This window comes from Noviluteimonas lactosilytica (assembly GCF_020866925.1).
Classification (GTDB): domain Bacteria; phylum Pseudomonadota; class Gammaproteobacteria; order Xanthomonadales; family Xanthomonadaceae; genus Noviluteimonas; species Noviluteimonas lactosilytica.
In genome coordinates, this window is record NZ_JAJGAK010000001.1 from 1116033 (window position 1) to 1136366 (window position 20334).

Annotated in this window: 19 protein-coding genes, 1 other RNA gene and 1 pseudogene; 4 read left to right on the forward strand and 17 right to left on the reverse strand. The window is 69.5% G+C overall.

Annotated features, from left to right (window positions below; all coding sequences use genetic code 11):
- Positions 1-3: 3 nt before the first annotated feature.
- Genes ftsW through mraZ form a run of 8 tightly spaced genes read right to left on the reverse strand, consistent with a single transcriptional unit; the run spans position 4 to position 8821 of the window.
- Complete coding sequence (gene ftsW, locus LK996_RS05450) at positions 4-1311, reverse strand: putative lipid II flippase FtsW (protein WP_230526117.1); 1308 nt, start codon at positions 1309-1311, stop codon at positions 4-6.
- Positions 1311-2396 (reverse strand): phospho-N-acetylmuramoyl-pentapeptide-transferase, encoded by a 1086-nt coding sequence (mraY, locus tag LK996_RS05455; RefSeq protein WP_230526118.1) that lies wholly within the window; start codon positions 2394-2396, stop codon positions 1311-1313. The genes ftsW and mraY overlap by 1 nt, the downstream gene beginning before the upstream one ends.
- Complete coding sequence (locus LK996_RS05460; RefSeq protein ID WP_230526119.1) at positions 2386-3768, reverse strand: UDP-N-acetylmuramoyl-tripeptide--D-alanyl-D-alanine ligase; 1383 nt, start codon at positions 3766-3768, stop codon at positions 2386-2388. The genes mraY and LK996_RS05460 overlap by 11 nt, the downstream gene beginning before the upstream one ends.
- Positions 3765-5267, reverse strand: a complete 1503-nt coding sequence (locus LK996_RS05465) for a UDP-N-acetylmuramoyl-L-alanyl-D-glutamate--2,6-diaminopimelate ligase (protein ID WP_230526120.1) — start codon at positions 5265-5267, stop codon at positions 3765-3767. The genes LK996_RS05460 and LK996_RS05465 overlap by 4 nt, the downstream gene beginning before the upstream one ends.
- The gene (locus tag LK996_RS05470; RefSeq protein ID WP_230526121.1) at positions 5264-7168 is read right to left on the reverse strand and encodes a peptidoglycan D,D-transpeptidase FtsI family protein; all 1905 of its coding nucleotides are present in this window, start codon (positions 7166-7168) and stop codon (positions 5264-5266) included. The genes LK996_RS05465 and LK996_RS05470 overlap by 4 nt, the downstream gene beginning before the upstream one ends.
- Entirely contained in the window at positions 7165-7425 is a 261-nt protein-coding gene (ftsL, locus tag LK996_RS05475; protein ID WP_230526843.1) for a cell division protein FtsL, read from the reverse strand. Before ftsL ends, LK996_RS05470 begins: the two co-directional genes overlap by 4 nt.
- A gap of 2 nt (positions 7426-7427) precedes the next feature.
- Entirely contained in the window at positions 7428-8378 is a 951-nt protein-coding gene (rsmH, locus tag LK996_RS05480; RefSeq protein ID WP_343225850.1) for a 16S rRNA (cytosine(1402)-N(4))-methyltransferase RsmH, read from the reverse strand.
- Positions 8375-8821 (reverse strand): division/cell wall cluster transcriptional repressor MraZ, encoded by a 447-nt coding sequence (gene mraZ, locus LK996_RS05485; protein ID WP_230526123.1) that lies wholly within the window; start codon positions 8819-8821, stop codon positions 8375-8377. The genes rsmH and mraZ overlap by 4 nt, the downstream gene beginning before the upstream one ends.
- 337 nt (positions 8822-9158) lie before the next feature.
- On the opposite strand from mraZ, the gene rnpB reads away from it, so the two are divergent.
- An RNA gene (rnpB, locus tag LK996_RS05490) (RNase P RNA component class A) lies at positions 9159-9507 on the forward strand.
- Positions 9508-9541: 34 nt separating this feature from the next.
- Here the strand turns inward: rnpB and LK996_RS05495 are convergent.
- Both LK996_RS05495 and rsmI read right to left on the reverse strand, forming a co-directional pair.
- Positions 9542-11026 carry a class I SAM-dependent methyltransferase gene (locus tag LK996_RS05495; RefSeq protein ID WP_230526124.1) on the reverse strand — a complete coding sequence of 495 codons (1485 nt, stop codon included), beginning with the start codon at positions 11024-11026 and terminating at the stop codon, positions 9542-9544.
- A 77-nt stretch (positions 11027-11103) separates the two neighbouring features.
- The gene (rsmI, locus tag LK996_RS05500) at positions 11104-11934 is read right to left on the reverse strand and encodes a 16S rRNA (cytidine(1402)-2'-O)-methyltransferase (RefSeq protein ID WP_230526125.1); all 831 of its coding nucleotides are present in this window, start codon (positions 11932-11934) and stop codon (positions 11104-11106) included.
- A gap of 313 nt (positions 11935-12247) precedes the next feature.
- Here rsmI and LK996_RS05505 point away from each other — a divergent pair.
- The 3 genes and pseudogenes from LK996_RS05505 to LK996_RS05515 all read left to right on the forward strand — a co-directional run.
- Positions 12248-13459 (forward strand): annotated as a pseudogene (locus LK996_RS05505) (penicillin-binding protein activator); the annotation flags it as partial.
- Complete coding sequence (locus tag LK996_RS05510; protein ID WP_230526127.1) at positions 13443-13850, forward strand: YraN family protein; 408 nt, start codon at positions 13443-13445, stop codon at positions 13848-13850. The pseudogene LK996_RS05505 and the gene LK996_RS05510, both read left to right, overlap by 17 nt.
- Before the next feature lie 91 nt (positions 13851-13941).
- Positions 13942-14796 (forward strand): SGNH/GDSL hydrolase family protein, encoded by an 855-nt coding sequence (locus LK996_RS05515; protein ID WP_230526128.1) that lies wholly within the window; start codon positions 13942-13944, stop codon positions 14794-14796.
- 3 nt (positions 14797-14799) lie between these two features.
- On the opposite strand, the gene thiL is transcribed toward LK996_RS05515, so the two are convergent.
- From thiL to ribD, 7 genes are read right to left on the reverse strand one after another with little or no spacing between them, the layout of a single operon-like run.
- On the reverse strand, positions 14800-15759 hold the full coding sequence (gene thiL, locus LK996_RS05520) for a thiamine-phosphate kinase (protein WP_230526129.1): 960 nt from the start codon (positions 15757-15759) through the stop codon (positions 14800-14802).
- Positions 15756-16190: a transcription antitermination factor NusB gene (nusB, locus tag LK996_RS05525; RefSeq protein WP_230526844.1), complete on the reverse strand. Its 435-nt coding sequence runs from the start codon at positions 16188-16190 to the stop codon at positions 15756-15758. The genes thiL and nusB overlap by 4 nt, the downstream gene beginning before the upstream one ends.
- Before the next feature lie 17 nt (positions 16191-16207).
- A complete protein-coding gene (gene ribH / locus LK996_RS05530; protein WP_230526845.1) occupies positions 16208-16675 on the reverse strand; it encodes a 6,7-dimethyl-8-ribityllumazine synthase in 468 nt (155 codons plus the stop codon).
- A gap of 44 nt (positions 16676-16719) precedes the next feature.
- The gene (gene ribB / locus LK996_RS05535; protein ID WP_230526130.1) at positions 16720-17826 is read right to left on the reverse strand and encodes a 3,4-dihydroxy-2-butanone-4-phosphate synthase; all 1107 of its coding nucleotides are present in this window, start codon (positions 17824-17826) and stop codon (positions 16720-16722) included.
- Positions 17823-18437: a riboflavin synthase gene (locus LK996_RS05540; protein WP_230526131.1), complete on the reverse strand. Its 615-nt coding sequence runs from the start codon at positions 18435-18437 to the stop codon at positions 17823-17825. Before LK996_RS05540 ends, ribB begins: the two co-directional genes overlap by 4 nt.
- Positions 18437-19228, reverse strand: coding sequence for a class I SAM-dependent methyltransferase (locus LK996_RS05545; protein ID WP_230526132.1), 792 nt, complete (start codon positions 19226-19228; stop codon positions 18437-18439). The genes LK996_RS05540 and LK996_RS05545 overlap by 1 nt, the downstream gene beginning before the upstream one ends.
- On the reverse strand, positions 19225-20334 hold the full coding sequence (gene ribD, locus LK996_RS05550; protein ID WP_230526133.1) for a bifunctional diaminohydroxyphosphoribosylaminopyrimidine deaminase/5-amino-6-(5-phosphoribosylamino)uracil reductase RibD: 1110 nt from the start codon (positions 20332-20334) through the stop codon (positions 19225-19227). The genes LK996_RS05545 and ribD overlap by 4 nt, the downstream gene beginning before the upstream one ends.

A 20334-nucleotide genomic window follows, 5' to 3' on the forward strand; every position in this document is an offset into this window, starting at 1 on the left:
TGCTCATGCGAGCCTCCCGAGCGTGGGTTCGATGCGCTGGCGCAGGCGGCTCGTGCCGCGCGCACTCGCCGTCGCGGTGGGCGCGACCGGTTGCGTCGTCGCCGGCACGTTGCCCGGCGCCGGCGCTTGCGCTTCGCCGCGCAGGCGCGCGACCTGGCGCTCGGCGCGTTCGAGTTCGTACGACACGCGCAGCAACAGGCCGATCGCCATGCACGTCATCAGCACGCTCGAACCACCGGAGGAAATCAGCGGCAGCGTCAGTCCCTTGGTCGGCAGCAGCCCGAGGTTCACGCCGATCGACACGAAACTCTGCAGGCTCATCCACAGGGCGACGCCGAACGCGCAGTAGCCCGCGAAGTGGCGGCGCATCTCGACGCACTTCAGGCCGACCCAGAATGCGCGGCCCGAAAGCAGCGCATACAGGCCGATCACCAGCGTCACGCCGACCAGGCCGAGTTCTTCGGCGATCACCGCCATGATGAAGTCGGTGTGCGCTTCGGGCAGGTACGACAGCTTCTGCACCGACGCACCGAGGCCGACGCCGAACACTTCGCCGCGACCCACCGCCATCAATGCGTTGGTCAGCTGGTAGCCGCTGTCGAACGGATCCGCCCACGGATCGAGGAACGAAGTGAAGCGGCGCACGCGATACGGCTCGGCGATCGCGATCGCCGCGAGGATCGGCAGGCCGACGAGCACCGGGCCGAACATGCGCGGCATGTTCACGCCGCCGAGCACGAGCATGCCCGCGGTGATCGCGAGGATCAGCGACAGCGAACCGAAGTCGGGCTGCATGATCAGCAACGCGACCAGCGCGACCGCCACGCCGAGCGGCTTGAGCATCGCCTTCCACGTCGCGTTGACTTCGTCGCGGAAGCGCACGAGGTAACTCGCGAGCCACACGATGTAGAGCAGCTTCACCGCTTCGACGGCCTGGAAGTTCGACACGCCGAGGTTGAGCCAGCGCCGCGCGCCGTTGACCGTGCGACCGAGCCCGGGCACGAACACCGCGAGCAGCAGCACGAAGCACGCGAGCAGCAGCAATTGGTTCTTCGCTTCGATCGTCTTCAACTCGGTGCGCATCATCCATCCCGCCAGGCCCAGGCCGACGGCGAGGAACACGAGGTGGCGCACGAGGAAATAGAACGGGCCGACATCGAGCCCTTCGCCGATGGCGATCGAACTCGAAGCGACCATCACGACGCCCACCGACGCGAGCGCGATCGCCGCGCCGAGCAGCCACGGATCGAAGCGGCCCTCGATCGCGTCGAGCCGCGTGGCCTGGTGCCGGGCGTTCGTGCCGTCGGTCATCAGCGCACCTTCAACGTGGCCAGTCCGACCAGGACGAGGATCACCGAGATGATCCAGAAGCGCACGATCACGCGCGGTTCCGGCCAGCCCTTGAGCTCGAAGTGGTGGTGGATGGGGGCCATGCGGAACACCCGCTTGCCCGTGAGCTTGAACGAGGCGACCTGGATCATCACCGAGAGCGTCTCGACGACGAAGATGCCGCCCATCACGACGAGAACGAGTTCCTGGCGCACGATCACCGCGATGCAACCGAGCACCGCACCGAGTGCGAGCGCACCGATGTCGCCCATGAACACCATGGCCGGATACGTGTTGAACCACAGGAACCCGAGTCCCGCGCCCGCGATCGCGGCGCAGATGATCACGAGTTCGCCCGCGCCCGGCACCTGCGGGATCTGCAGGTAGTCGGAGAACACCGCGTTGCCCGACGCATACGCGAACACGCCGAGCGCGCACGCGACCAGCACGCTGGGCATGATCGCCAGGCCGTCGAGGCCGTCGGTCAGGTTCACCGCGTTGGAGAAGCCGACGATCCAGAAGTACGCGATCGCCACGAACGTGATCGACGCGAGCGGCAGCGCGACCGTCTTGAAGAACGGAATGTAGAACGTGGTGCCGACCGGCGTGTCCGCCGTGTACCAGAGGAACAGGCCGGCCGCGAGTCCGAACACCGACTGCAGCAGGTACTTCCAGCGCGACTTCATGCCGTTCGGGTCGCGCTTGACGATCTTGATCCAGTCGTCCCACCAGCCGATCGCGCCGAACGCGATCATCACCGCGAGCACGAGCCACACGTAGCGGTTGCGCAGGTCGCCCCACAGCAGCACCGACGCGACGATCGTGATCAGGATCAGCGCGCCGCCCATCGTCGGCGTGCCGGCCTTGGAGAAGTGCGACTGCGGGCCGTCCTTGCGGATCGGCTGGCCGCCCTTGAGCAGCGCGAGGCGACGGATCACCGCCGGCCCCCACCACAGCGAGAGCGCGAGCGCGGTGAGTGCGCTGAGGATGCCGCGGAACGTGAGGTAGCCGAAGAGCCCGAAGAGGCTCTGCAGTTGTTCCAGCCAGCGGAAGAGTTCAAGCAGCATGCGGATCGTTCCCCTGGTCGCGCAGCAGCGCGGACACGATCTTGTCCATCGCGCTTCCGCGCGAACCCTTGACCAGCACGCGCACGCCGTCGCGCAGTCCGCTTTCCAGCGCCTGCGCGAGTTGCGCGTGGGTCGTGAAGTGATGTCCGTCTTCGCCGAACGCGTCCACGGCGAACTTGCTCAACGGCCCGAGTGCGTACAGGCGGTCGATGCCCGCGCTCTTCGCGCGGCGACCGGCTTCGGCGTGCAGCAATTCGGCGTCCGCGCCGAGTTCGCGCATGTCGCCGAGCACGAGCCACGCGGTCGCACCGCTCGAAGCGAGCGTGTCGATCGCCGCGTTGAGCGAACCGGGATTCGCGTTGTAGCTGTCGTCGACGAGGATCGCGCCGCTGTCGAGGCGATGCGTGACCAGGCGACCGGCGACGGGGCGCGCATTCGCGAGACCCGCGGCGATCGTTTCCGGCTCGATACCCGCGCCGAGCGCGATCGACGCGGCGGCCAGCGCGTTCAGCACGTTATGGCGACCGGGCATCGCGAGGTCGACGTCGACTTCGCCGATCGGCGTGACGAGCACGAAGCGCGAGCTTTCCGCATCGAGTTCGATCGCCTGCGCGGTGACGTCGCTGCTCGCTTCCAGGCCGTAGCGGATCAGGCGGCGGCCATGCGCGCGCTCGGCGAAGTACGGCGCGAACGCATCGTCGGCGTTGATCGCGGCGACGCCGTCGGCGGGCAGCGCATCGTAGATCGCGCCCTTCGTGTCGGCGACGCCGAGCAGGCTGCCCATGCGTTCCAGGTGCGCGGGCGCGATGTTGTTGACGACGCTGATGTCGGGGCGCGCGATGTTGGTGAGATACGCGATGTCGCCCGGCTTGCCGGCACCCATCTCGTACACGGCGAACTTCGCGCCTTCGGGTGCGTCGAGCACGGCGAGCGGCAGGCCGATTTCGTTGTTGCGGTTGCCCGGGTTCGCGTAGACCGCTCCCTCTTCCGGGAACGCTTCGCGCAGGATCGACAGCACCAGCGTCTTCACGCTGGTCTTGCCGTTGCTGCCGGTGATCGCGATGACCTTCGTCCTGCGATCGCGCTGCACGCCGGCGGCGAGCGCGGCGAGCGCGCGTTCGGTGTCGGCGACGACGAGCTGCGGCAGCGGGCTGTCGCTCTCGCGCGACACGAGCGCGCAGATCGCGCCGTTGCGCGCGGCCATCGAGAGATGATCGTGACCGTCGAAGCGCTCGCCCTTCAGCGCGACGAACAATGCGCGGCCGTGCGGCATGCTGCGCGTGTCGGTGGCGACGACATCGACGACGACATCCGTGCCGTGCACGCGGCCCCCGACCAGGTTCGCGATGCGGGAGAGCGGCATGGCGATCATGCGCGCTGCTCCTGTGAGCGATGTTCCAGTGCGGATCTGGCCACCAGCGTGTCGTCGAAGGGATGCTTCACGCCGTGGATTTCCTGGTACGGCTCGTGGCCCTTGCCGGCGACGAGCACGATGTCGTTGGGGCCCGCTTCGCGCACGGCGCGGTGGATCGCCTTCGCACGGTCGCGTTCGACGGTCATGCGCGCGCTTTCGCCGCGCATCGCGTCGCTGAAGCCCTTGAGGATGTCGGCGACGATGACGTCGCCGTCTTCGCCGCGCGGATTGTCGTCGGTGACGAACACGCGATCGGCGAGGCGTTCGGCGATCGCCGCCATCTGCGGGCGCTTGCCGGTGTCGCGTTCGCCGCCGCAACCGAACACGCAGGCCAACTTCGCCGACGCATGCGCGCGCAGCGAGGTCAGCGCCTGTTCCAGCGCGTCGGGCGTGTGCGCGTAGTCGATCACCACCAGCGGCGCGCCATCGTGGCCGCCGAGGCGGTTCATGCGGCCGTGGATCGGCTGCAGGCGCGACAGCACGTCGGCGACGTTCGCGGGCGCATGACCGAGCGCGACCAGCGTGCCGCCGACCGCGAGCAGGTTGTCGACATTGAAGCGGCCGAGCAGCGGCGAGCGCACGGCGTGACGTTCGTCGCCGGCGATGAAGTCGAAGGAGACGCCGCGGTTGTCGAGCACGACGTTCTCCGCGCGCACGTTCGCCGTCGCGTCGCCGCGCGCGCTCGTGCCGATCCGCGTCAGCGTCGCGGGCAGCGCATCGAACAATGCGCGCCCGTAATCGTCGTCGATGTTGATCACCGCCGCGCGCAGGTCCGGCCAGCCGAACAGCTTGGCCTTCGCCGCGCCGTAGCTGTCCATGTCGCCGTGGTAATCGAGATGGTCGCGCGTGAGGTTGGTGAACACGCCGACATCGAAATGCACGCCCGCCACGCGGCCCTGGTCGAGCGCGTGCGAGCTGACTTCCATCGACAGCGCCTGCGCACCGGCGTCGCGCAGTTGCGCGATCAACTGGTGCACCTGCAACACGAGCGGCGTGGTGAAGCCCGTCGGCACGACGTCGCCATGCAGTCCCGCGCCGAGCGTGCCGATCGAACCGGCGCGCGTGCCGAGCAATTCCCACGCCTGCGCGAGCAGCTGCACGGTCGACGTCTTGCCGTTCGTGCCGGTGACGCCGACGGTCGTGAGCTTGTGCGACGGGAAGTCGTGGAAGCGATCGGCGAGTTCGCCCAGGCGCGCGCGCAAGCCGGGAACGGCGATCGCGTCGCTCGGCGCGGGTGCGGTTTCCGGTGCGGGCGGCTCGAACAGGATCGCGCGCGCACCGGCCGCCTTCGCCTGTTCGGCGAACAGCAAGCCATGCGCGCCGAAGCCGGCGATCGCGACGAAGCCATCGCCCGGCTGCACCGAGCGGCTGTCCATCACCAGGCCGGTGACGACGAGGTCGCCGGGGACGCCGGCGACATCGGGAAGGAGTTCGGCAAGGCGCATCGCGCGGGTCATCGCAACGCTCCTTGTTGCGCGGCAGCGAGCGGCGGCGATGCAATGCGTGCGGTCGCGGGTTGCGAAGTGGTGCTGGCGGCCGCCGGTACGACGGACACCTTCGGCTTGCGTTTCGCTTCCGCCGCGGCCTGCGCGGCGAGCCACGCGTCGAGATCGTCCGGAGCGACATCCATCAATCGCAGCGCACCATCCATCACGTTGTGGAACACCGGCGCCGACACCAGGCCACCGACGTACGCGAGCTCCGGTGCGGGATCGTTGACCACCACGACCATCGAGAAGCGCGGATCGCTCGCGGGCACGAGCCCCGCGAAGTACGACAGATAGCGACGCGAGTAACCGCCGCCGCTCGCCTTGCGCGACGTGCCGGTCTTGCCCGCGACGCGATAGCCGAGCACGCGCGCCTGTGTCGCGGTGCCGCCGGGCAGCGTCACCGTTTCCATCATGCGCAAAACTTCGTTGGCGACGACCGGATCCATCACCTGGTGGGCCTCGTTGCGCTGGCCCTTCACGAATGTCGGCGCAATCAGCTTGCCGCCGTTGCCGATCGCAGCGTACGCCTGCGCGATCTGCAGCGGAGTCACGCTCAAACCGTAGCCGTAGGACATCGTCTGTTTCGACGTGCCGCTCCAGCGCTCCGGCGGCGGCAGCAGGCCGGCCGATTCGCCGGGAAAACCGCTGTGCGTGCTCTGGCCATAGCCGAGCTTGCGCATGTAGCCGTAGAAGGTTTGATCCGACAGGCGGTGCACGATCTTCGCCGCGCCCACGTTCGAGCTCTTGGTGATGACGCCCGTGGTGTCGAGCACGCCGTAGTTGTGCGTGTCGGTGGTGCGGAAGCGACCGTTCGGCATCCAGCCGGGGTTGGTGTCGAACTTCGTCTGCGGCGTGACCGCGTGCGCTTCGAGCGCGGCCGCGACGGTGATCGGCTTCATCGTCGAGCCGGGCTCGAACAGATCGGTGACCGCGCGGTTGCGGTGCGCTTCGCGATTGCTGCCTTCCACGGCGTTCGGGTTGAACGACGGCAGATTGACCATCGCGAGCACTTCACCGGTCGCCACGTCGAGCACGACGGCCGAACCGCTCGTCGCGCCCTTCTCGAGCAGCGCGTTGCGCAGTTCGCGGTACGCGAGGAACTGGATGCGACGGTCGATCGAAAGCGTGAGGTCCTTGCCCGGTTCGGCGGCGCGGATGAGATCGACGTTCTCGACGATGCGGCCGCGGCGATCGCGGATCACGCGCTCGGCGCCGGGCTTGCCGCGCAGCCACTCGTCGAACGCGAGTTCGAGGCCTTCCTGCCCGCTGTCGTCGATGTTGGTGAAGCCGAGCACGTGCGCGACGGCGTCGCCCTGCGGGTAGAAGCGGCGGTATTCGCGCTGCGAGAACACGCCGGGAACGCCGAGCTTGACGATCGCCTGCGCGCTTTCCGGGCGCACGCGGCGCTGCAGGTAGACGAATTCCTTGTCCGCGCGCTGCGACAACTTGCGCGCGAGATGATCGGCGGGCACGCCGAGCGCCTGCGCGAGTTCGGGGATGCGCGTCGGATACTTGAGCAGGACCTGCGGGTTCGCCCAGATCGATTCGACCGGCGTCGACACCGCGAGCGGCTCGCCGTTGCGGTCGGTGATCATGCCGCGCGAAGTCGGGATCGGGATCTCGCGCAGGAACCGCGCCGCACCCTGCGCCTGGTAGAAGTCGTTGTGCACGACCTGCAGGTCGAACGCGCGCACGAGCAGCGTGAGCGAACACAGCCCGATCGTGCCGGCGACGATCGCCAAACGCCCGCGCAGGTTGAACTGCGCGCGGCCGCGCGGCTTCTGCCGCTGCGCACCGAACAGCGCGCGAATGCGGCCGCCGAGGCTGTTCGGCGTGCGCTTGTCGTTGGCGGACAGGCCCGGCCTCATGGGCGCACCACGACGGTTTCGTCGGCCGACGGGAACGCCATGCCTAGGCGATTGCGCGCCACCTGGTCGATGCGGTTGCTTTCCGCCCACGTCGCCTGTTCGAGTTGCAGGCGGCCGAAGTCGATGTTGAGTTCGTCGCGCTCGCGCTCCAGGTGCTTGAAGGCGATGAACAGCTGGCGATGTTCGTGGCGTGCGTAGACCACGCCGATGGCGGTGGCCACGTTCGCGAGGATCAGCACGAACACCACGATGCGCAGGCTCACGGGTTCACCCCGCCGAGCTTCTCGGCCACGCGCAGCACGGCGCTGCGCGCGCGGGGGTTGGCGGCGAGTTCGGCCGCGTCGGCCTTGGTCGCGTCGCCGATCGCGCGCAGCGTCGGCACGAACTCGGCGACGACGGGCATGCGGCGATTGGTCGGCGGCGCCTTCGCATGGCGCGCGATGAATTGCTTGGCGATGCGGTCTTCGAGCGAATGGAACGAGATCACCGCGAGGCGACCGCCCGGCTTGAGGCACGCGTGCGCGGCGTCGAGGCCGGCTTCGAGATCGGCGAGCTCGCGGTTGATGAAGATGCGGATGCCCTGGAACGAGCGCGTCGCCGGATGGATCTTCGAATCGCCGCGCGGCATCACCGACGAGATGAGGTCGGCGAGTTGCGCGGTGCGTTCGAGCGGCTGCGTCGCGCGGCGCGCCACGATCGCGCGGGCGATGCGGCGCGACTGGCGCTCTTCGCCGTAGGTGAACAACACGTCTGCGATTTCGCGCTCGTCGGCGCGCGCGAGCCACTGCGCCGCGCTTTCGCCGGACTCGGGGTCCATGCGCATGTCGAGCGGGCCGTCTTTCGCGAAACTGAAACCGCGCTCGGCGACGTCGAGCTGCGGCGAAGACACGCCGAGATCGAGCAACACGCCATCGAGGCCTTCGCGCGCTAGATCCCAGTGGCCGAGGTCGGCGAACGAGCCCCGGTAGATCGAGACGCGATCATCCGTGCCGAACTTGCGTTCGGCTTCGGCGATCGCTTCCGGATCCTTGTCCATCACCAGCAAGCGCCCTCCCGGGCCCAATTGCGCAAGCACGCCGCCTGCGTGACCGCCGCGACCGAAAGTGCCGTCCAGGTATCGTCCGTCCGCACGCACACGCAGCCCTTCCATGACCTGCGCAAACAAGACCGGAAGGTGGGCGGACCGTGCATCCGCGCCACCGCGGGTCACAACTGCAGTTCGAGCAGTCCGTCGCCCAGGTCCGCGTCCGTCAGGGTCTGACGGATCTGCGCCAGGTGCGCCTGCTCGCTCCACAGCTCGAACTTGTCGCCCATGCCGAGCAACACCGCCTTCTTCTCGAGCCCCGTCGCACTGCGATGGCTGGCGGGCAGCGAAATGCGGCCGCTCGCATCGGGTTCGACGAAGGTCGCCGCGCCGACCAGCTTCAGCTGCAGGTTGCGGCTGACGCTCTTGGTTCGCGGCAAGGCGTTGACCTGGTCGCGCATGCGCTCCCAGACCGGCATCGGATAGAGGTAGAGGCAGCCGGAGTCGAACGGGCTGTAGGTGACGACCAATTTGTTGCCACACTCACGCGCGACCTGGTCCCGGTAACTGGTCGGAATCGCCAGCCGGCCCTTGTCGTCGATTGTGATGGCGGTCTCACCCTGGAACATCGCCCTGCCCGGTCGTGCCCGTCTGCCGCGGGCTTCGAAGTTTGGAAAACCACGGATTCCCCGGATTTCCCACCAGTCGCCACGTTAGGCCCGGCCCACAGGGTTGTCAACAGCCTTGAAGCCTTATTTTCCTTTTTCACATCAAGGGCTTGCAGCGAACTTCAGAGTCTTGTTCAAGACTTATCCACTAGCCTCTGAATTGTCTCAAATTGTGAGATTCGAGCCGGTCCGAACCCGGCCGTTGCCACCGCCAGTGGCGTGAAGGTGAATATCGGTCGCGCCGTGTTGCATCGCAACACCCCGCGGGACCGCCGGCTGGGCGACAATGCCGCCCGGCGGAGTCGGACAGGCAACCGCGTCGCGCGCAAGCGCGCCGAGGAAAGTCCGGGCTCCACAGGGCACGGTGCCAGGTAACGCCTGGGCGGCGCGAGCCGACGGAAAGTGCAACAGAGAGCAAACCGCCGATGGCCCTTCGGGGATCAGGCAAGGGTGAAATGGTGCGGTAAGAGCGCACCGCGAGTCCGGTAACGGACCGGCACGGCAAACCCCACCGGGAGCAAGGCCAAATAGGGACCTCATGACGTTGCCCGCGTCGGGTCCGGGTAGGCTGCTTGAGCGTATCGGTGACGATGCGCCTAGAGGAATGGTTGCCTTAGACAGAACCCGGCTTATGTCTGACTCCGCCACAAGAAAGCCCGCGCAAGCGGGCTTTCTTGTTTTTCAGGCGGCGCGGGATTTCTCGAGGGCGTTGTACGCCAGCGCGCGGCCCGCTTCGCTCGTGGCGGCGAAGTAGAGGGTCGTGTCGCGGGTTTCCATCAAGGGCACCGCCTCCAGGATGTACGGCATCGAGGCGAGCGTGGTGCGCAGCGATTCGTGGAAGTAGTGGATGTGCGAGCGCGGGTTGGGTTCGGCGTCGTAGCCGGCGACGATCAGGCCGAGTTGCGCGAGCGGCGCGAGGCGATGCAGCAGGTGTGCGTACTCGTCCGCGGTGCGCTGGTGCACGAGGACGTCGAGGCACAGCACGAAATCGCGCGGGCGGCCGTCGAGGGCGTCGAACTGCGCCGGCGTGAGGAACCGCCAGTCGTTCCGCTTCGTGCGCGCGACGCGCAAGGCTTCGATCGCGATGTCGACGCCCGTGCCGTCGGTGCACGGCAGGTTGCGCGTGACTTCGAGGTCGCCGCAGCCCCAGTCGAGCACGGACGCCTCCGGCGCCAACGCGACGAGCGCCGACAACCACGCGCGTTTCAGTGCGAGCGCTTCGCCGCGCGATCCCGGCCCGCTGCCGAGCGCAGGATGCGCGGCGTAGCGATGGTTCCAGAACGTGCGGTTGTCGAACGTGGCGCGCGTGAACGCATCGATCGCCGCGTTGACGCGCGCGACCGCTGGCGCGGCGCCCGGCACGAGTTCGCCGTCGAGCCGCATGTGCGCATCGAGCCGGCCGTGGTGGTGCAGCACGATCGCCGAATCGTCGGCCTGCGCGGCGCGCACGTGCGTCGGCACGTTCCAGGCCCCGGGCAGGAGATCCGCGTGCAGGCCGGTTTCCGCGAGCGCGAGGCAGAACGCGACCTGGTCGACGTGCACGCGCCAGCGTTCGAGGATCCCCGCGCGATCGAGCAGCCAGCGCGCCCAATGCGTCCACCTCGGCCCGATCGAATCGCGCAACGCGCGCGCATCGAGGACGTAGACGCCGCCGTCGAAGTGCCCCGCCAACGTTTCGAATCGCGCCGTCCCCTGGTCGGCGTCGCGCAGCGCGGTGCTGCGCACCTGCGGCAACGGCACGCCCGCCGCGCCGAACACGCGCTGCAGCACGTGCAGTGGTGGATTCGCCGCATCCACGAGCTTGCCCGCGATCGGCGCCTGCACGGCTTCGATCGGCAGGCGCGCGGCGAAGACCGTGTCGACGTCCATCAGCACGACGCGGCGCGCATCGCCGAAACCCGTGTCGAGCTGGCGCAACTTGTTGCAATGCGGGCTGCGCGCGTCGAACGGCGGCACGGCCAGCGTGCGCACGCCGAGCTTGGCGCACAACGCTTCGATGTCGTGCCGCAGCGGCGCGGCGTGGTGGACGACCAGGTCCTCGACGGCGATGCCGCCTGGGCCGAGCGCGGTCGCGAGCCACGGCACGAACGCCGCCCACAGGGCGGGCGTGTCGTCGAGGACGCAGGACCAGGCGATGCGCTGGCGCGGCAGGGGCACGTGGAGCATGCGCGGAAAACTAACAACGGCGCGGCGCACCGCTCATCGTCACTTGGGGCAACCGCGCGCGATGTCTCCGCCTTGCGTCAGCCGCCGTAGAGCGCCTTGCGCGGGGCGCCGCTCAATTCGGCGGCGAGTTTCGCGGCGGTCGACGGCGGCAAGTGTTCGCCGAGTTTCGCGTACAGGCGCTTGCCTTCGGCGATGCGCGCCTGCTCGTCGTCGCCGGCGCCCTGCACCAGCACGACGAACTCGCCCTTGCGCTGGTTCGCGTCCGCGCTCACGCGTGCATGCAGGTCGGCGAGCGTGCCGTCGAGGACGGTCTCGAACAGCTTGGTCAGCTCGCGCGCGACGACCGCGCGACGCTCGGCGCCGAAGATCGCGGCCATGTCGGCGAGCGTTTCTTCGATGCGGTGCGCCGATTCGTAGAACGCCAGCGTGCGGATTTCCGCGGCGAGCGGCGCGAGGCGCTCGCGGCGCGCGTTCCCCTTCGCCGGCAGGAAGCCTTCGAACACGAGGCGGTCGCTCGGCAATCCCGCGACGCTGAGCGCGGCGACGAACGCACACGCGCCCGGCACCGGGCTCACCGGAACGCCGGCCGCGCGCGCGGCGCGCACGAGGCGGAACCCGGGATCGCTCACCAGCGGCGTGCCCGCGTCCGACACCAGCGCGAGCGATTCGCCCGCGAGCAACCGCGCGACCACGCGTTCGGCGATCTGGTCCTCGTTGTGTTCGTGCAAAGCGACCAGCGGCCGTTCGAGGCCGAAATGCGAGAGCAGCTGGCGCGTGTGCCGCGTGTCTTCGGCACAGATGGCCGCGACGTTGCGCAGCGTGTCGAGCCCGCGCGACGAGAGGTCGCCCAGGTTTCCGATGGGCGTCGCGACGACGTGCAGCGTGCCGGGACGTGAAGGCGAGGACATTGGGAACCCTGTCGGCGAATGCGCACGTCGAGCAACGGTGTCGACGGGCGGGCAGGTAGAATCCTAGCCGCTTCCCCCCACGCCGCGCCCGCGGCCGAGGATCTGAATGCGTTCGAACGGACAGACGTGTGTCGGCAGGACCTGGTTGCGCGCCCTGCTGGTTGGCGTGCTCGCGATCGGTTTGGCGAGCTGCGCTTCGACCAACGTGGTGAAGCTGCCGGAGAGCGCGAGCCACGCGTTTTCGCAGCCGTTCTCGCAGGCGCGCGACCTCGCCCGCGGCCAGGACACCCTGCCCGCCGAGCAGAAGACCGACAACGCGCGCAACATCGAGCGCCTGCTTGCCGGCCTCGACGACGCGACGCTGTCCGCCGACGCCGCGGCCCTGCCGGCCGGCGATCCGCTGTATCCGTTCGCGGGCCAGGCGCTCATCCGCCGCGGCCTGCCGCTGCCGCGTCCGTTCGATCGCGGCGCGTGGCGATTCGACGCGGGCAATCGCCCGCCGGCCGAACGCGACGGGTATCGCCCGCCGGTGAAGCTCGCGGTGCTGCTGCCGCTGTCCGGTGGCCTCGCCGCCGCAGCAGCGCCGGTGCGCGACGGGTTCCTCACCGGTTATTTCGGCGAAACCCGCCGTCGCCCCGACGTCGCCTTCTACGACACCGCCGGCACGCCGGGTGGTGCGGTCGCCGCGTACCAGAAGGCGGTCGCCGAAGGGAACGACTTCGTGGTCGGTCCGCTCGGTCGCGACGAAGTCGGCGCCGTGTTCCGCGATGCGCAGACGACCGTGCCGATGCTCGCGCTCAACCGCGCGAACGTCCCGCCGCCGGCCGGCAACGCGAGCTTCTCGCTCTCGCCCGAAGACGACGGCATCGCCGCCGCCGAATTCCTCATCGACCAGAACGCGCGCCGCGTGCTCGTGATCAACGGCGTCGACGACGGCCTGCGCCGCGCGAGTGGCGCGTTGCGCGACGCGCTCGCCGAACGTGGCGGCATGGTGGTCGAGTCGCTCGACATGGGGGGCGATCCGATCACGCTGCTGACGCGCCTGCAGGCCGCGGTGCAGAAAGCAGGCCAGGTCGATGCGGTGTTCCTCGCCACGCGCGCGTCGGAAGCGCGCACGGTCGCGCCGTTGCTCGCATCCGCGGGACTGGCCGGCAAGTTGCGCGTCTCCACGTCGCAGTTGATCGCGGGCACGGGCAAGCCGGCGGACGACATCGCGCTCGACGGCATCGTGTATCCGACCGAACCGTGGACGGTGCGCGGCGTGTCGGGCCTGCCCGGCGCGGCGAGCGTCGCGTCGCGCCTCAAGACCGCACGCGGTCCTGCCGCACGCCTGTTCGCCTTCGGCCACGACGCGTGGCTGATCACCGCGTATCTCGAAAAGCTCGCGCTCGATCCGAACGGCAACGTCGACGGCGCCACCGGCACGCTGCGCCTGGATGCGGCGGGCAACGTGCTGCACACGCCGACGTGGTCGACGTTCCGCGGCGGCATGCCGGTGCCGCTCGCGGATGCGACCGCGCGCTGACGCGCCGGTTTCGCGGCAAGGCGTCGACCGTCGCGCACGCGGCGCCGCCGTCGAGGACGCGGCGCTCGCGTACCTGCTGGCGAACGGCCTGCGCCTGCTCGCACGCAACGCGGGCTTCAAGGTCGGTGAGCTCGACCTCGTGATGCGCGATGGCGCGAGCGTCGTATTCGTCGAAGTCCGCTACCGCGCGCATGCGGGATACGGCGGTGGCGCTGCGTCGGTCGACTTCGCGAAGCAACGCAAGCTCATCCGGGCCGCACAAGTGTTCCTCAAGCGCCACCCCGCGCTCGCGCAGGCGCCCTGCCGGTTCGACGTGGTCGAAGCACGCGGCGACCCGGCGCAGCCGACCTTGCACTGGATCCGCGCCGCGTTCCGCGCCGACGGCGCGTAAGCGGACGCATGAACGGGATGCCGGCCTGCACTTGACGCTGGCCGCGCGCGGCGTTGCGATGAAGGCCCACGCACGCCACCTCGGGCCCGCCATGTCGCCTTCGTCCCGCCGTCGCTTCCCGCGCGCGATCGCCACCTGGGTGCTGGCGGTCTGCGCGTTCGCATCGCACGCCCAGGATGCCGCGCCGGCAAATGCCGCGCCGGCAAATGCGAAACCGAAGACCTATCGCGTCCTGTTCGTCGGCAACAGCCTCACCTACGTCAACGACCTTCCCGCGACCCTGCGCGCGCTCGCCGCCGCGCAACCCACGCCCGCGAAGATCGAGACGCAAACCTTCGTCGCGCCCGGCGGTTCGCTCGCAGAACGTTGGGACGACGGCAAGGCCGCGGCCGCGCTCGGCGAAGGCCATTGGGATGCGGTCGTACTGCAGGAGCGTGGCGGCCTGCTCGCGTGCATGGTCGATCCCGCGCAACGCACGCAACCCGATTGCCGCGCGAGCGACCGCGCGCATCGCGATTTCGCCGACCGCGCGAAGGCCGCGGGCGCGCGCGTGTTGCTGCTGTCGACGTGGGGCCCCGACACGCAATATCAGTCGAAGCTCGACCGGGCCGCGAAGCAACTCGCGTCGCGCATCAACGCGCGCGTCGTCCCCGCCGGCGCCACGCTGCGCACGCTCGCGCAACGGAACGGCGACAAGGCCACCTTCCCCGACGGCATTCATCCGAGCGTGCTCGCGACGCTGGTGATGGCGGTGCAACTGCACGAAGCGATCGTCGGCACGGCGCCGCAGGCGACGGACGTGACGCTCGATTTCGCGTTGCTGCCCGCCAACGCCGCGATCCAGCCGGATACGCCGATGGAATCGCAGCCGCAGCTCAAGGGCGATGGCCGCAAGGTCGTGGTGAAAGCCGATGCGATGGCCGCGGCGATCGAAGCGGCGAAGTGAGCCTTACGCGCTGAAGTGCCGCCACCCGGCCGACGCCGGATGCCATTCGTTGCCGTCGGCATCGAATGCGCTCACGCGCTGCCCATCGACGATGCGCCCGATGCGCGTCACCGCGATACCGACATTGCGCGCGATCGTCGCGATCGCGTCGCGCGCGGCTTCGGGCGCGGTGAAGCACACCTCGTAGTCGTCGCCGCCCGCAGCCTGCAGGTGGCGCCGCGCATCGCCGCCGAACCCGGCACGCAACGCATCGGAGGCCGGCAACGCATCCACCTCGAGTTCGGCGCCGACGCCGCTGGCGACGCACACGTGCCCAAGGTCGGCGAGCAAACCGTCGGACACATCGATCGCCGCGCGCGCGACACCCGCGAGCGCACGCCCCAGCGCGAGCCGCGGTGTCGGCCGATCGAGTCGTTCCCGCAACGCATCATCGATCAGCGCATTTGCGCGCCATTGTTCGAGCGCCGCCGCGGCATCGCCGAGCGTGCCGCTCACCCAGATGTCGTCGCCGTCGCGCGCGGCCGCACGACGCAACGCGCGTGCAGGATCGACGAAGCCGTGCACGGTCACGCTCACCGACAGCGGTCCGCGCGTCGTGTCGCCGCCGACCAGCGCGACGTCGTGCATCGCCGCCAGGCGCAGGAAGCCTTCGAGGAAACCGTCGACCCAGGCCGGTTCGGCGTCGGGCATCGACAGCGACAACGTGCACCACGCGGGCGCGGCGCCCATCGCGGCGAGGTCGGAGAGATTCACCGCGAGCGCTTTCCACCCGAGGTCGGCGGGCGCGGTGTCGACGGGGAAATGCACGCCGGCGTTGAGCGTGTCGGTCGCCACGACCAGCGCCTGGCCCGCGGGCACCTGCAACAGCGCGGCGTCGTCGCCGATGCCGAGCAGCACGTCGCTGCGCGTCGTCGCCGCGCGGCGGCGGATGCGATCGATCAGGTCGAATTCGTCGGCGCTCACTTGCGCGACGCGTCGAACTCCGCCGTGCGCCACTCGGCGGCCGCATGGTCGAGCACGCCGTTGACGAACGTGTGCCCGTGTTCGGAACCGAAGCGCTTGGTGGTGCTGATCGCTTCGTTGATGACGACGCGATACGGCACGTCGATGCGATGGCGCAGTTCGTACGCCGCGATGCGCAGCGACGCGCGCTCGATCGGATCGACCTCTTCCATCGTGCGGTCGAGGTAAGGCGCAAGCCCGGCATCGAGTTCGCCGACATGCTTCATCACGCCGCGAACGAGATCCTCGAAATACGCGAGGTCGGCGATTTCGTGCACCTGCTCGTGCGCGAACTGCGCGATGACCGACTCCGCGGTGCCGCCCGACATCTGCCACGCATACAGGGCCTGCAGCGCGCGGCGGCGCGCGCGCGAACGCAGGACCGGGTCCATGCCGTCGTGGCGTCGGTTCAAGGCAGCTTCTCCAGCAAGTTGTGCATTTCGATCGCGGCCAGCGCCGCTTCCTCGCCCTTGTTGCCGTGGCTTCCGCCGGCGCGCGCTTCCGCATCTTCGAAGCGCTCGGCCGCGAGCACGCCGTTGAGCACCGGCACGCGGAAGTCGAGCGCGACGCGCATCAGGCCTTCGGCGCAACGATCGGCGACGTGTTCGTAGTGGCGAGTATCGCCGCGCACGACGCAACCCAGCGCGACGATCGCGACGTGGCTGCCCGCGGCGCCCAGGCGCGCGGCGGCCAGCGGCAGTTCCCACGCGCCGGGCACGCGGATCACGTCGACCGCCTCGGGGGCGATGCCGTTGTCGAGGAAGGCCTTGCGCGCGCCTTCGACCAGCGCGTCGGTGACGCGCGGGTTCCAGCGGGCGGCGAGGATGGCGAAACGGGCGCCGGGGTTGGCGCGCAGGTCGCCTTCGATGAAGCGCATGGGCGTGAAGACCTGGATCGAGGGGTTTTCAGGGGGCGCGCAGTTTAGCGCGCGGGCCATTCGACATGCGCCACGACCTCCAGGCCGAAGCCCGCCAGGCCCACCTGCTTGCGCGGCGTGCCCAGCACGCGGAGCTTGCCGAGGCCGAGGTCGGCCAGGATCTGCGAGCCCGCACCGGTGCGCCGCCATTCGGCCAGCGCGCCCGCGCGGCCCGTCGGCGCATGCGGCTGTTCGCGGATGCGGGCCAGCACGGCGTCGGCGTCCTGCACTTCGCCCAGCAGCACGAGCGCGCCGCGCCCTTCATCGGCGATGGCCTTCAGCACGTCGCCGACGGCGGGTCCGAAATCCGGGCGGCGCCAATGCACGGCGTCGGCCAGCGGATTGAGCGCATGCACGCGCACCAGCGTCGGCGTGTTCGCATCGGCCTGCCCGCGCAGCAGCGCGAAGTGCAGCGCACGGCTGAGCCGGTCGCGATAGGTGTGCAGCAGGAACGGGCCGTGCTCGGTGTCGATCTCGCGCGCGTCGACGCGCTCGATCGTGTGTTCGGTGGCGAGGCGATGGCGGATGAGGTCTTCGATCGAGCCGATCCTGAGCCCGTGCTCGCGCGCGAAGACTTCCAGTTCCGGGCGGCGCGCCATGCTGCCGTCGGGATTGAGGATTTCCACGAGCACGCCCGCCGGCTCGAAGCCCGCGAGCTGCGCGAGGTCGCTCGCCGCTTCGGTGTGGCCCGCGCGGCTCAACACGCCGCCCGGCTGCGCCTGCAGCGGGAAGATGTGGCCCGGTTGCGAGAGATCGTGCGGCTGCGCGTCGGGGCGCACCGCGGTGCGGATCGTGTGCGCGCGATCGTAGGCGGAGATGCCGGTGGTGACGCCCTCGGCCGCTTCGATCGACACGGTGAAATTGGTGCCGTGCGGCGAGGTGTTGTCGCGCACCATCGGCGGCAGGCCGAGCTGGCGGCAACGCTCGCGCGTCAGCGACAGGCACACGAGGCCGCGCGCGTGCGTGACCATGAAGTTGATGTCGCCGGGGCGGACAAGCTCGGCGGGCATGATGAGGTCGCCCTCGTTTTCGCGATCTTCGTCGTCGACGATCACGACCATGCGGCCGGCGCGCAGTTCGTCCAGCAATTCGGGGATGGTGGCGAAGCTCATGCGTGCGACTCTCTTTCCTTCATCAGGCGCTCGACGTAACGCGCGAGCATGTCCACTTCCAGGTTCACCGCGTCGCCCGGCTTCGTTTCGCCGAACGCGGTGTGCGCGATGGTGTGCGGCACCAGCGCGACTTCGAATCCGCTGTCGTCGACGCCGTTGACGGTGAGGCTCACGCCGTCGACGCAGATCGATCCTTTCGCCGCGATGTAACGGCGCAACGCGTGCGGCGCGGCGAACACCCAGCGTTGCGCGCGGCCGTCGTCCCACGTGTGCGACACGCTGCCGACGCCATCGACGTGGCCGCTGACGAGGTGGCCGCCGAGGCGATCGGTCGGCAGCATCGCGCGTTCGAGGTTGAGCGCGCGGCCGATCGGCAATTCACCCAGCGTGGTCAGCGCGAGCGTCTCGTTCGACGCGTCCGCTTCGAATCCGGCGTCGTCGATCGCGACCACGGTCAGGCACGTGCCGTTGACCGAAATGCTTTCGCCCATGCGCACGTCCGCGTCCTTGCCCCATGGCAAGGTGCCGACCTCGATCCGCAACCGCGCATCGCCACCGCGCATCTCGCGCGCGGCCAGCCGGCCGACGCCTTCGATCAAACCCGTGAACATCAGGACTCCCTGGTCTGTTTGCGGCGCGCGTGCACGAACATCGGCCAGCGCAGCGTGCGCGTCGTGTCCGGATCGCCCCACGCGCGCGCGATGGCCTGCGCATGCATGGCGACGGGGTCACGACCGTGTGCGTCGATGTAACGCTTGGTGGCCGAGTAACTCGAGAAGTAACCGAGCATGCGCGGCAACGTCCACTGCGCCTGCAACTCGAGTACCGGCGTTTCGATCCAGTCGAACGGCCACGCGAAATCGCGATACGCCTCGTCGATCAGCCGCCGCTCCGGCGGCCAGTAGTCGAGGATTTCCGCGCGCAGCGGATCGATCGCCTGCTCCACGCCTTCCGGCGCGATCATGTCCTGGTAGCCCCACGCGACGAGCACGCCGCCGGGCTTGAGCACGCGCGCGCATTCGGCGAAGAAGCGCGGCTGGTCGAACCAGTGCAGCGCCTGCGCGATGCACACGGCGTCGGCGGTCCCATCGGCGAGGGTCGTCGCTTCGCCCGGCTCGACGGAGAACCGCACGTTCTGCGGCCCCATCGCCTGCGCGATCTGCGCGGCGCTCGGGTCGGTCGCATGCACGTGGTCGAACACGCGCGCGAGGTCGCGCGTCGCCTGCCCGCTCCCGCATCCCGGTTCCCACGCGAGGCCATGCACGAGCACGATCGACTCGATCCACGCGAACAACGCATCCGGATATTCCGGCCGCGCCTGCGCGTACTGCGCCGCGACCGCGGAGAAATGGTCGGCAAAGCCAGGGTCGCCAACACCTGGATCGTCGAAACGTGCGCTCACGGCGCCGCGCCCGGCTGCAGCAGCACGCGCACGTCCGCGCCGATGCGGCGCGTTTCGACGATGCGCATCGACAGGCGCTCGGTCATTTCGTCGATGTGCAGGCCGTCGAACAATGGCCGCGCGCGTTCGCCGAGCATCAGCGGCGCGACATACAGCAGCAGTTCGTCGACGAGGCCCGCGGTGAGGAAGGCGCCTGCGAGCGTCGCGCCTGCTTCGACCTGCACCTCGTTGATCCCGCGCTCGCCGAGCAGCTTCAGCACCGCATCCAGGTCCATCAGGCCGTGCGCGACGTTGACCGCCGCATGATCGGCTTCGATGCCGCGCGGCATGCGCGCGTCCGGCGCGTGCAGGTACAGCGTCGGCGCGCCGCCTTCGCGCACGTGGCCGCGCGCGACGGTGGCGAGGCCGGGATCGAGTACCACGCGCAGCGGCGGCGCGAACGGCGTGTCGTCGCCGAGGCGCACTGTGAGATGCGGATCGTCGATCAGCACGGTGCCCGCGCCGGTGAGGATCGCGCCGGCGCGCGCGCGCCACTTCTGCACGTCGCGGCGCGCAGCCTCGCTGCTGATCCACTTCGAATCGCCCGATGCGAGTGCGCTGCGACCGTCGAGCGACGTCGCGAGCTTCACGCGCAACCAGGGACGTCCGCGTTCGATGCGCGAGAGGAAGCCGCGATTGAGGTCGCGCGCCAGCGGTTCCATCAGGCCGGTGTCGACCTGGATGCCCGCCGCGCGCAGCTTGTCGAAGCCGCTGCCATTGACCTTCGGGAACGGATCGGACATCGCACCGACGACGCGCGTGACGCCGGCGGCGATCAACGCATCCGCGCACGGGCCCGTGCTGCCCTGGTGCGAACACGGTTCGAGCGTGACGTACGCGGTCGCGCCGCGCGCGCGTTCGCCGGCCGCCTGCAGCGCGAACACTTCCGCGTGCGGACCGCCCTTGCGTTCGTGCCAACCGGTGCCGACGACTTCGTCGCCCTGCGCGATCACGCAGCCGACCATCGGGTTCGGACGCGCGGTGTATTCGCCCCTCGATGCGAGGCGCAACGCGCGCGCCATCATCGCGTGGTCGGTGGCGGTGAAACCCTGTGCTGGCACGCTCAT

Bases quoted from the DNA above. Each gene is read 5' to 3' on its own strand.
- LK996_RS05495 (WP_230526124.1), bottom strand. From the start codon at position 11,026: ATGCTCCACGTGCCCCTGCCGCGCCAGCGCATCGCCTGGTCCTGCGTC.
- LK996_RS05515 (WP_230526128.1), top strand. From the start codon at position 13,942: ATGTCGCCTTCGTCCCGCCGTCGCTTCCCGCGCGCGATCGCCACCTGG.
- LK996_RS05470 (WP_230526121.1), bottom strand. From the start codon at position 7,168: ATGAGGCCGGGCCTGTCCGCCAACGACAAGCGCACGCCGAACAGCCTC.
- LK996_RS05460 (WP_230526119.1), bottom strand. From the start codon at position 3,768: ATGATCGCCATGCCGCTCTCCCGCATCGCGAACCTGGTCGGGGGCCGC.
- LK996_RS05510 (WP_230526127.1), top strand. From the start codon at position 13,443: ATGCGACCGCGCGCTGACGCGCCGGTTTCGCGGCAAGGCGTCGACCGT.
- LK996_RS05540 (WP_230526131.1), bottom strand. From the start codon at position 18,437: ATGTTCACGGGTTTGATCGAAGGCGTCGGCCGGCTGGCCGCGCGCGAG.
- mraZ (WP_230526123.1), bottom strand. From the start codon at position 8,821: ATGTTCCAGGGTGAGACCGCCATCACAATCGACGACAAGGGCCGGCTG.
- rsmI (WP_230526125.1), bottom strand. From the start codon at position 11,934: ATGTCCTCGCCTTCACGTCCCGGCACGCTGCACGTCGTCGCGACGCCC.
- ftsW (WP_230526117.1), bottom strand. From the start codon at position 1,311: ATGACCGACGGCACGAACGCCCGGCACCAGGCCACGCGGCTCGACGCG.
- ribD (WP_230526133.1), bottom strand. From the start codon at position 20,334: ATGAGCGTGCCAGCACAGGGTTTCACCGCCACCGACCACGCGATGATG.
- nusB (WP_230526844.1), bottom strand. From the start codon at position 16,190: ATGGACCCGGTCCTGCGTTCGCGCGCGCGCCGCCGCGCGCTGCAGGCC.
- mraY (WP_230526118.1), bottom strand. From the start codon at position 2,396: ATGCTGCTTGAACTCTTCCGCTGGCTGGAACAACTGCAGAGCCTCTTC.
- ribH (WP_230526845.1), bottom strand. From the start codon at position 16,675: ATGCGCTTCATCGAAGGCGACCTGCGCGCCAACCCCGGCGCCCGTTTC.
- ribB (WP_230526130.1), bottom strand. From the start codon at position 17,826: ATGAGCTTCGCCACCATCCCCGAATTGCTGGACGAACTGCGCGCCGGC.
- LK996_RS05465 (WP_230526120.1), bottom strand. From the start codon at position 5,267: ATGACCCGCGCGATGCGCCTTGCCGAACTCCTTCCCGATGTCGCCGGC.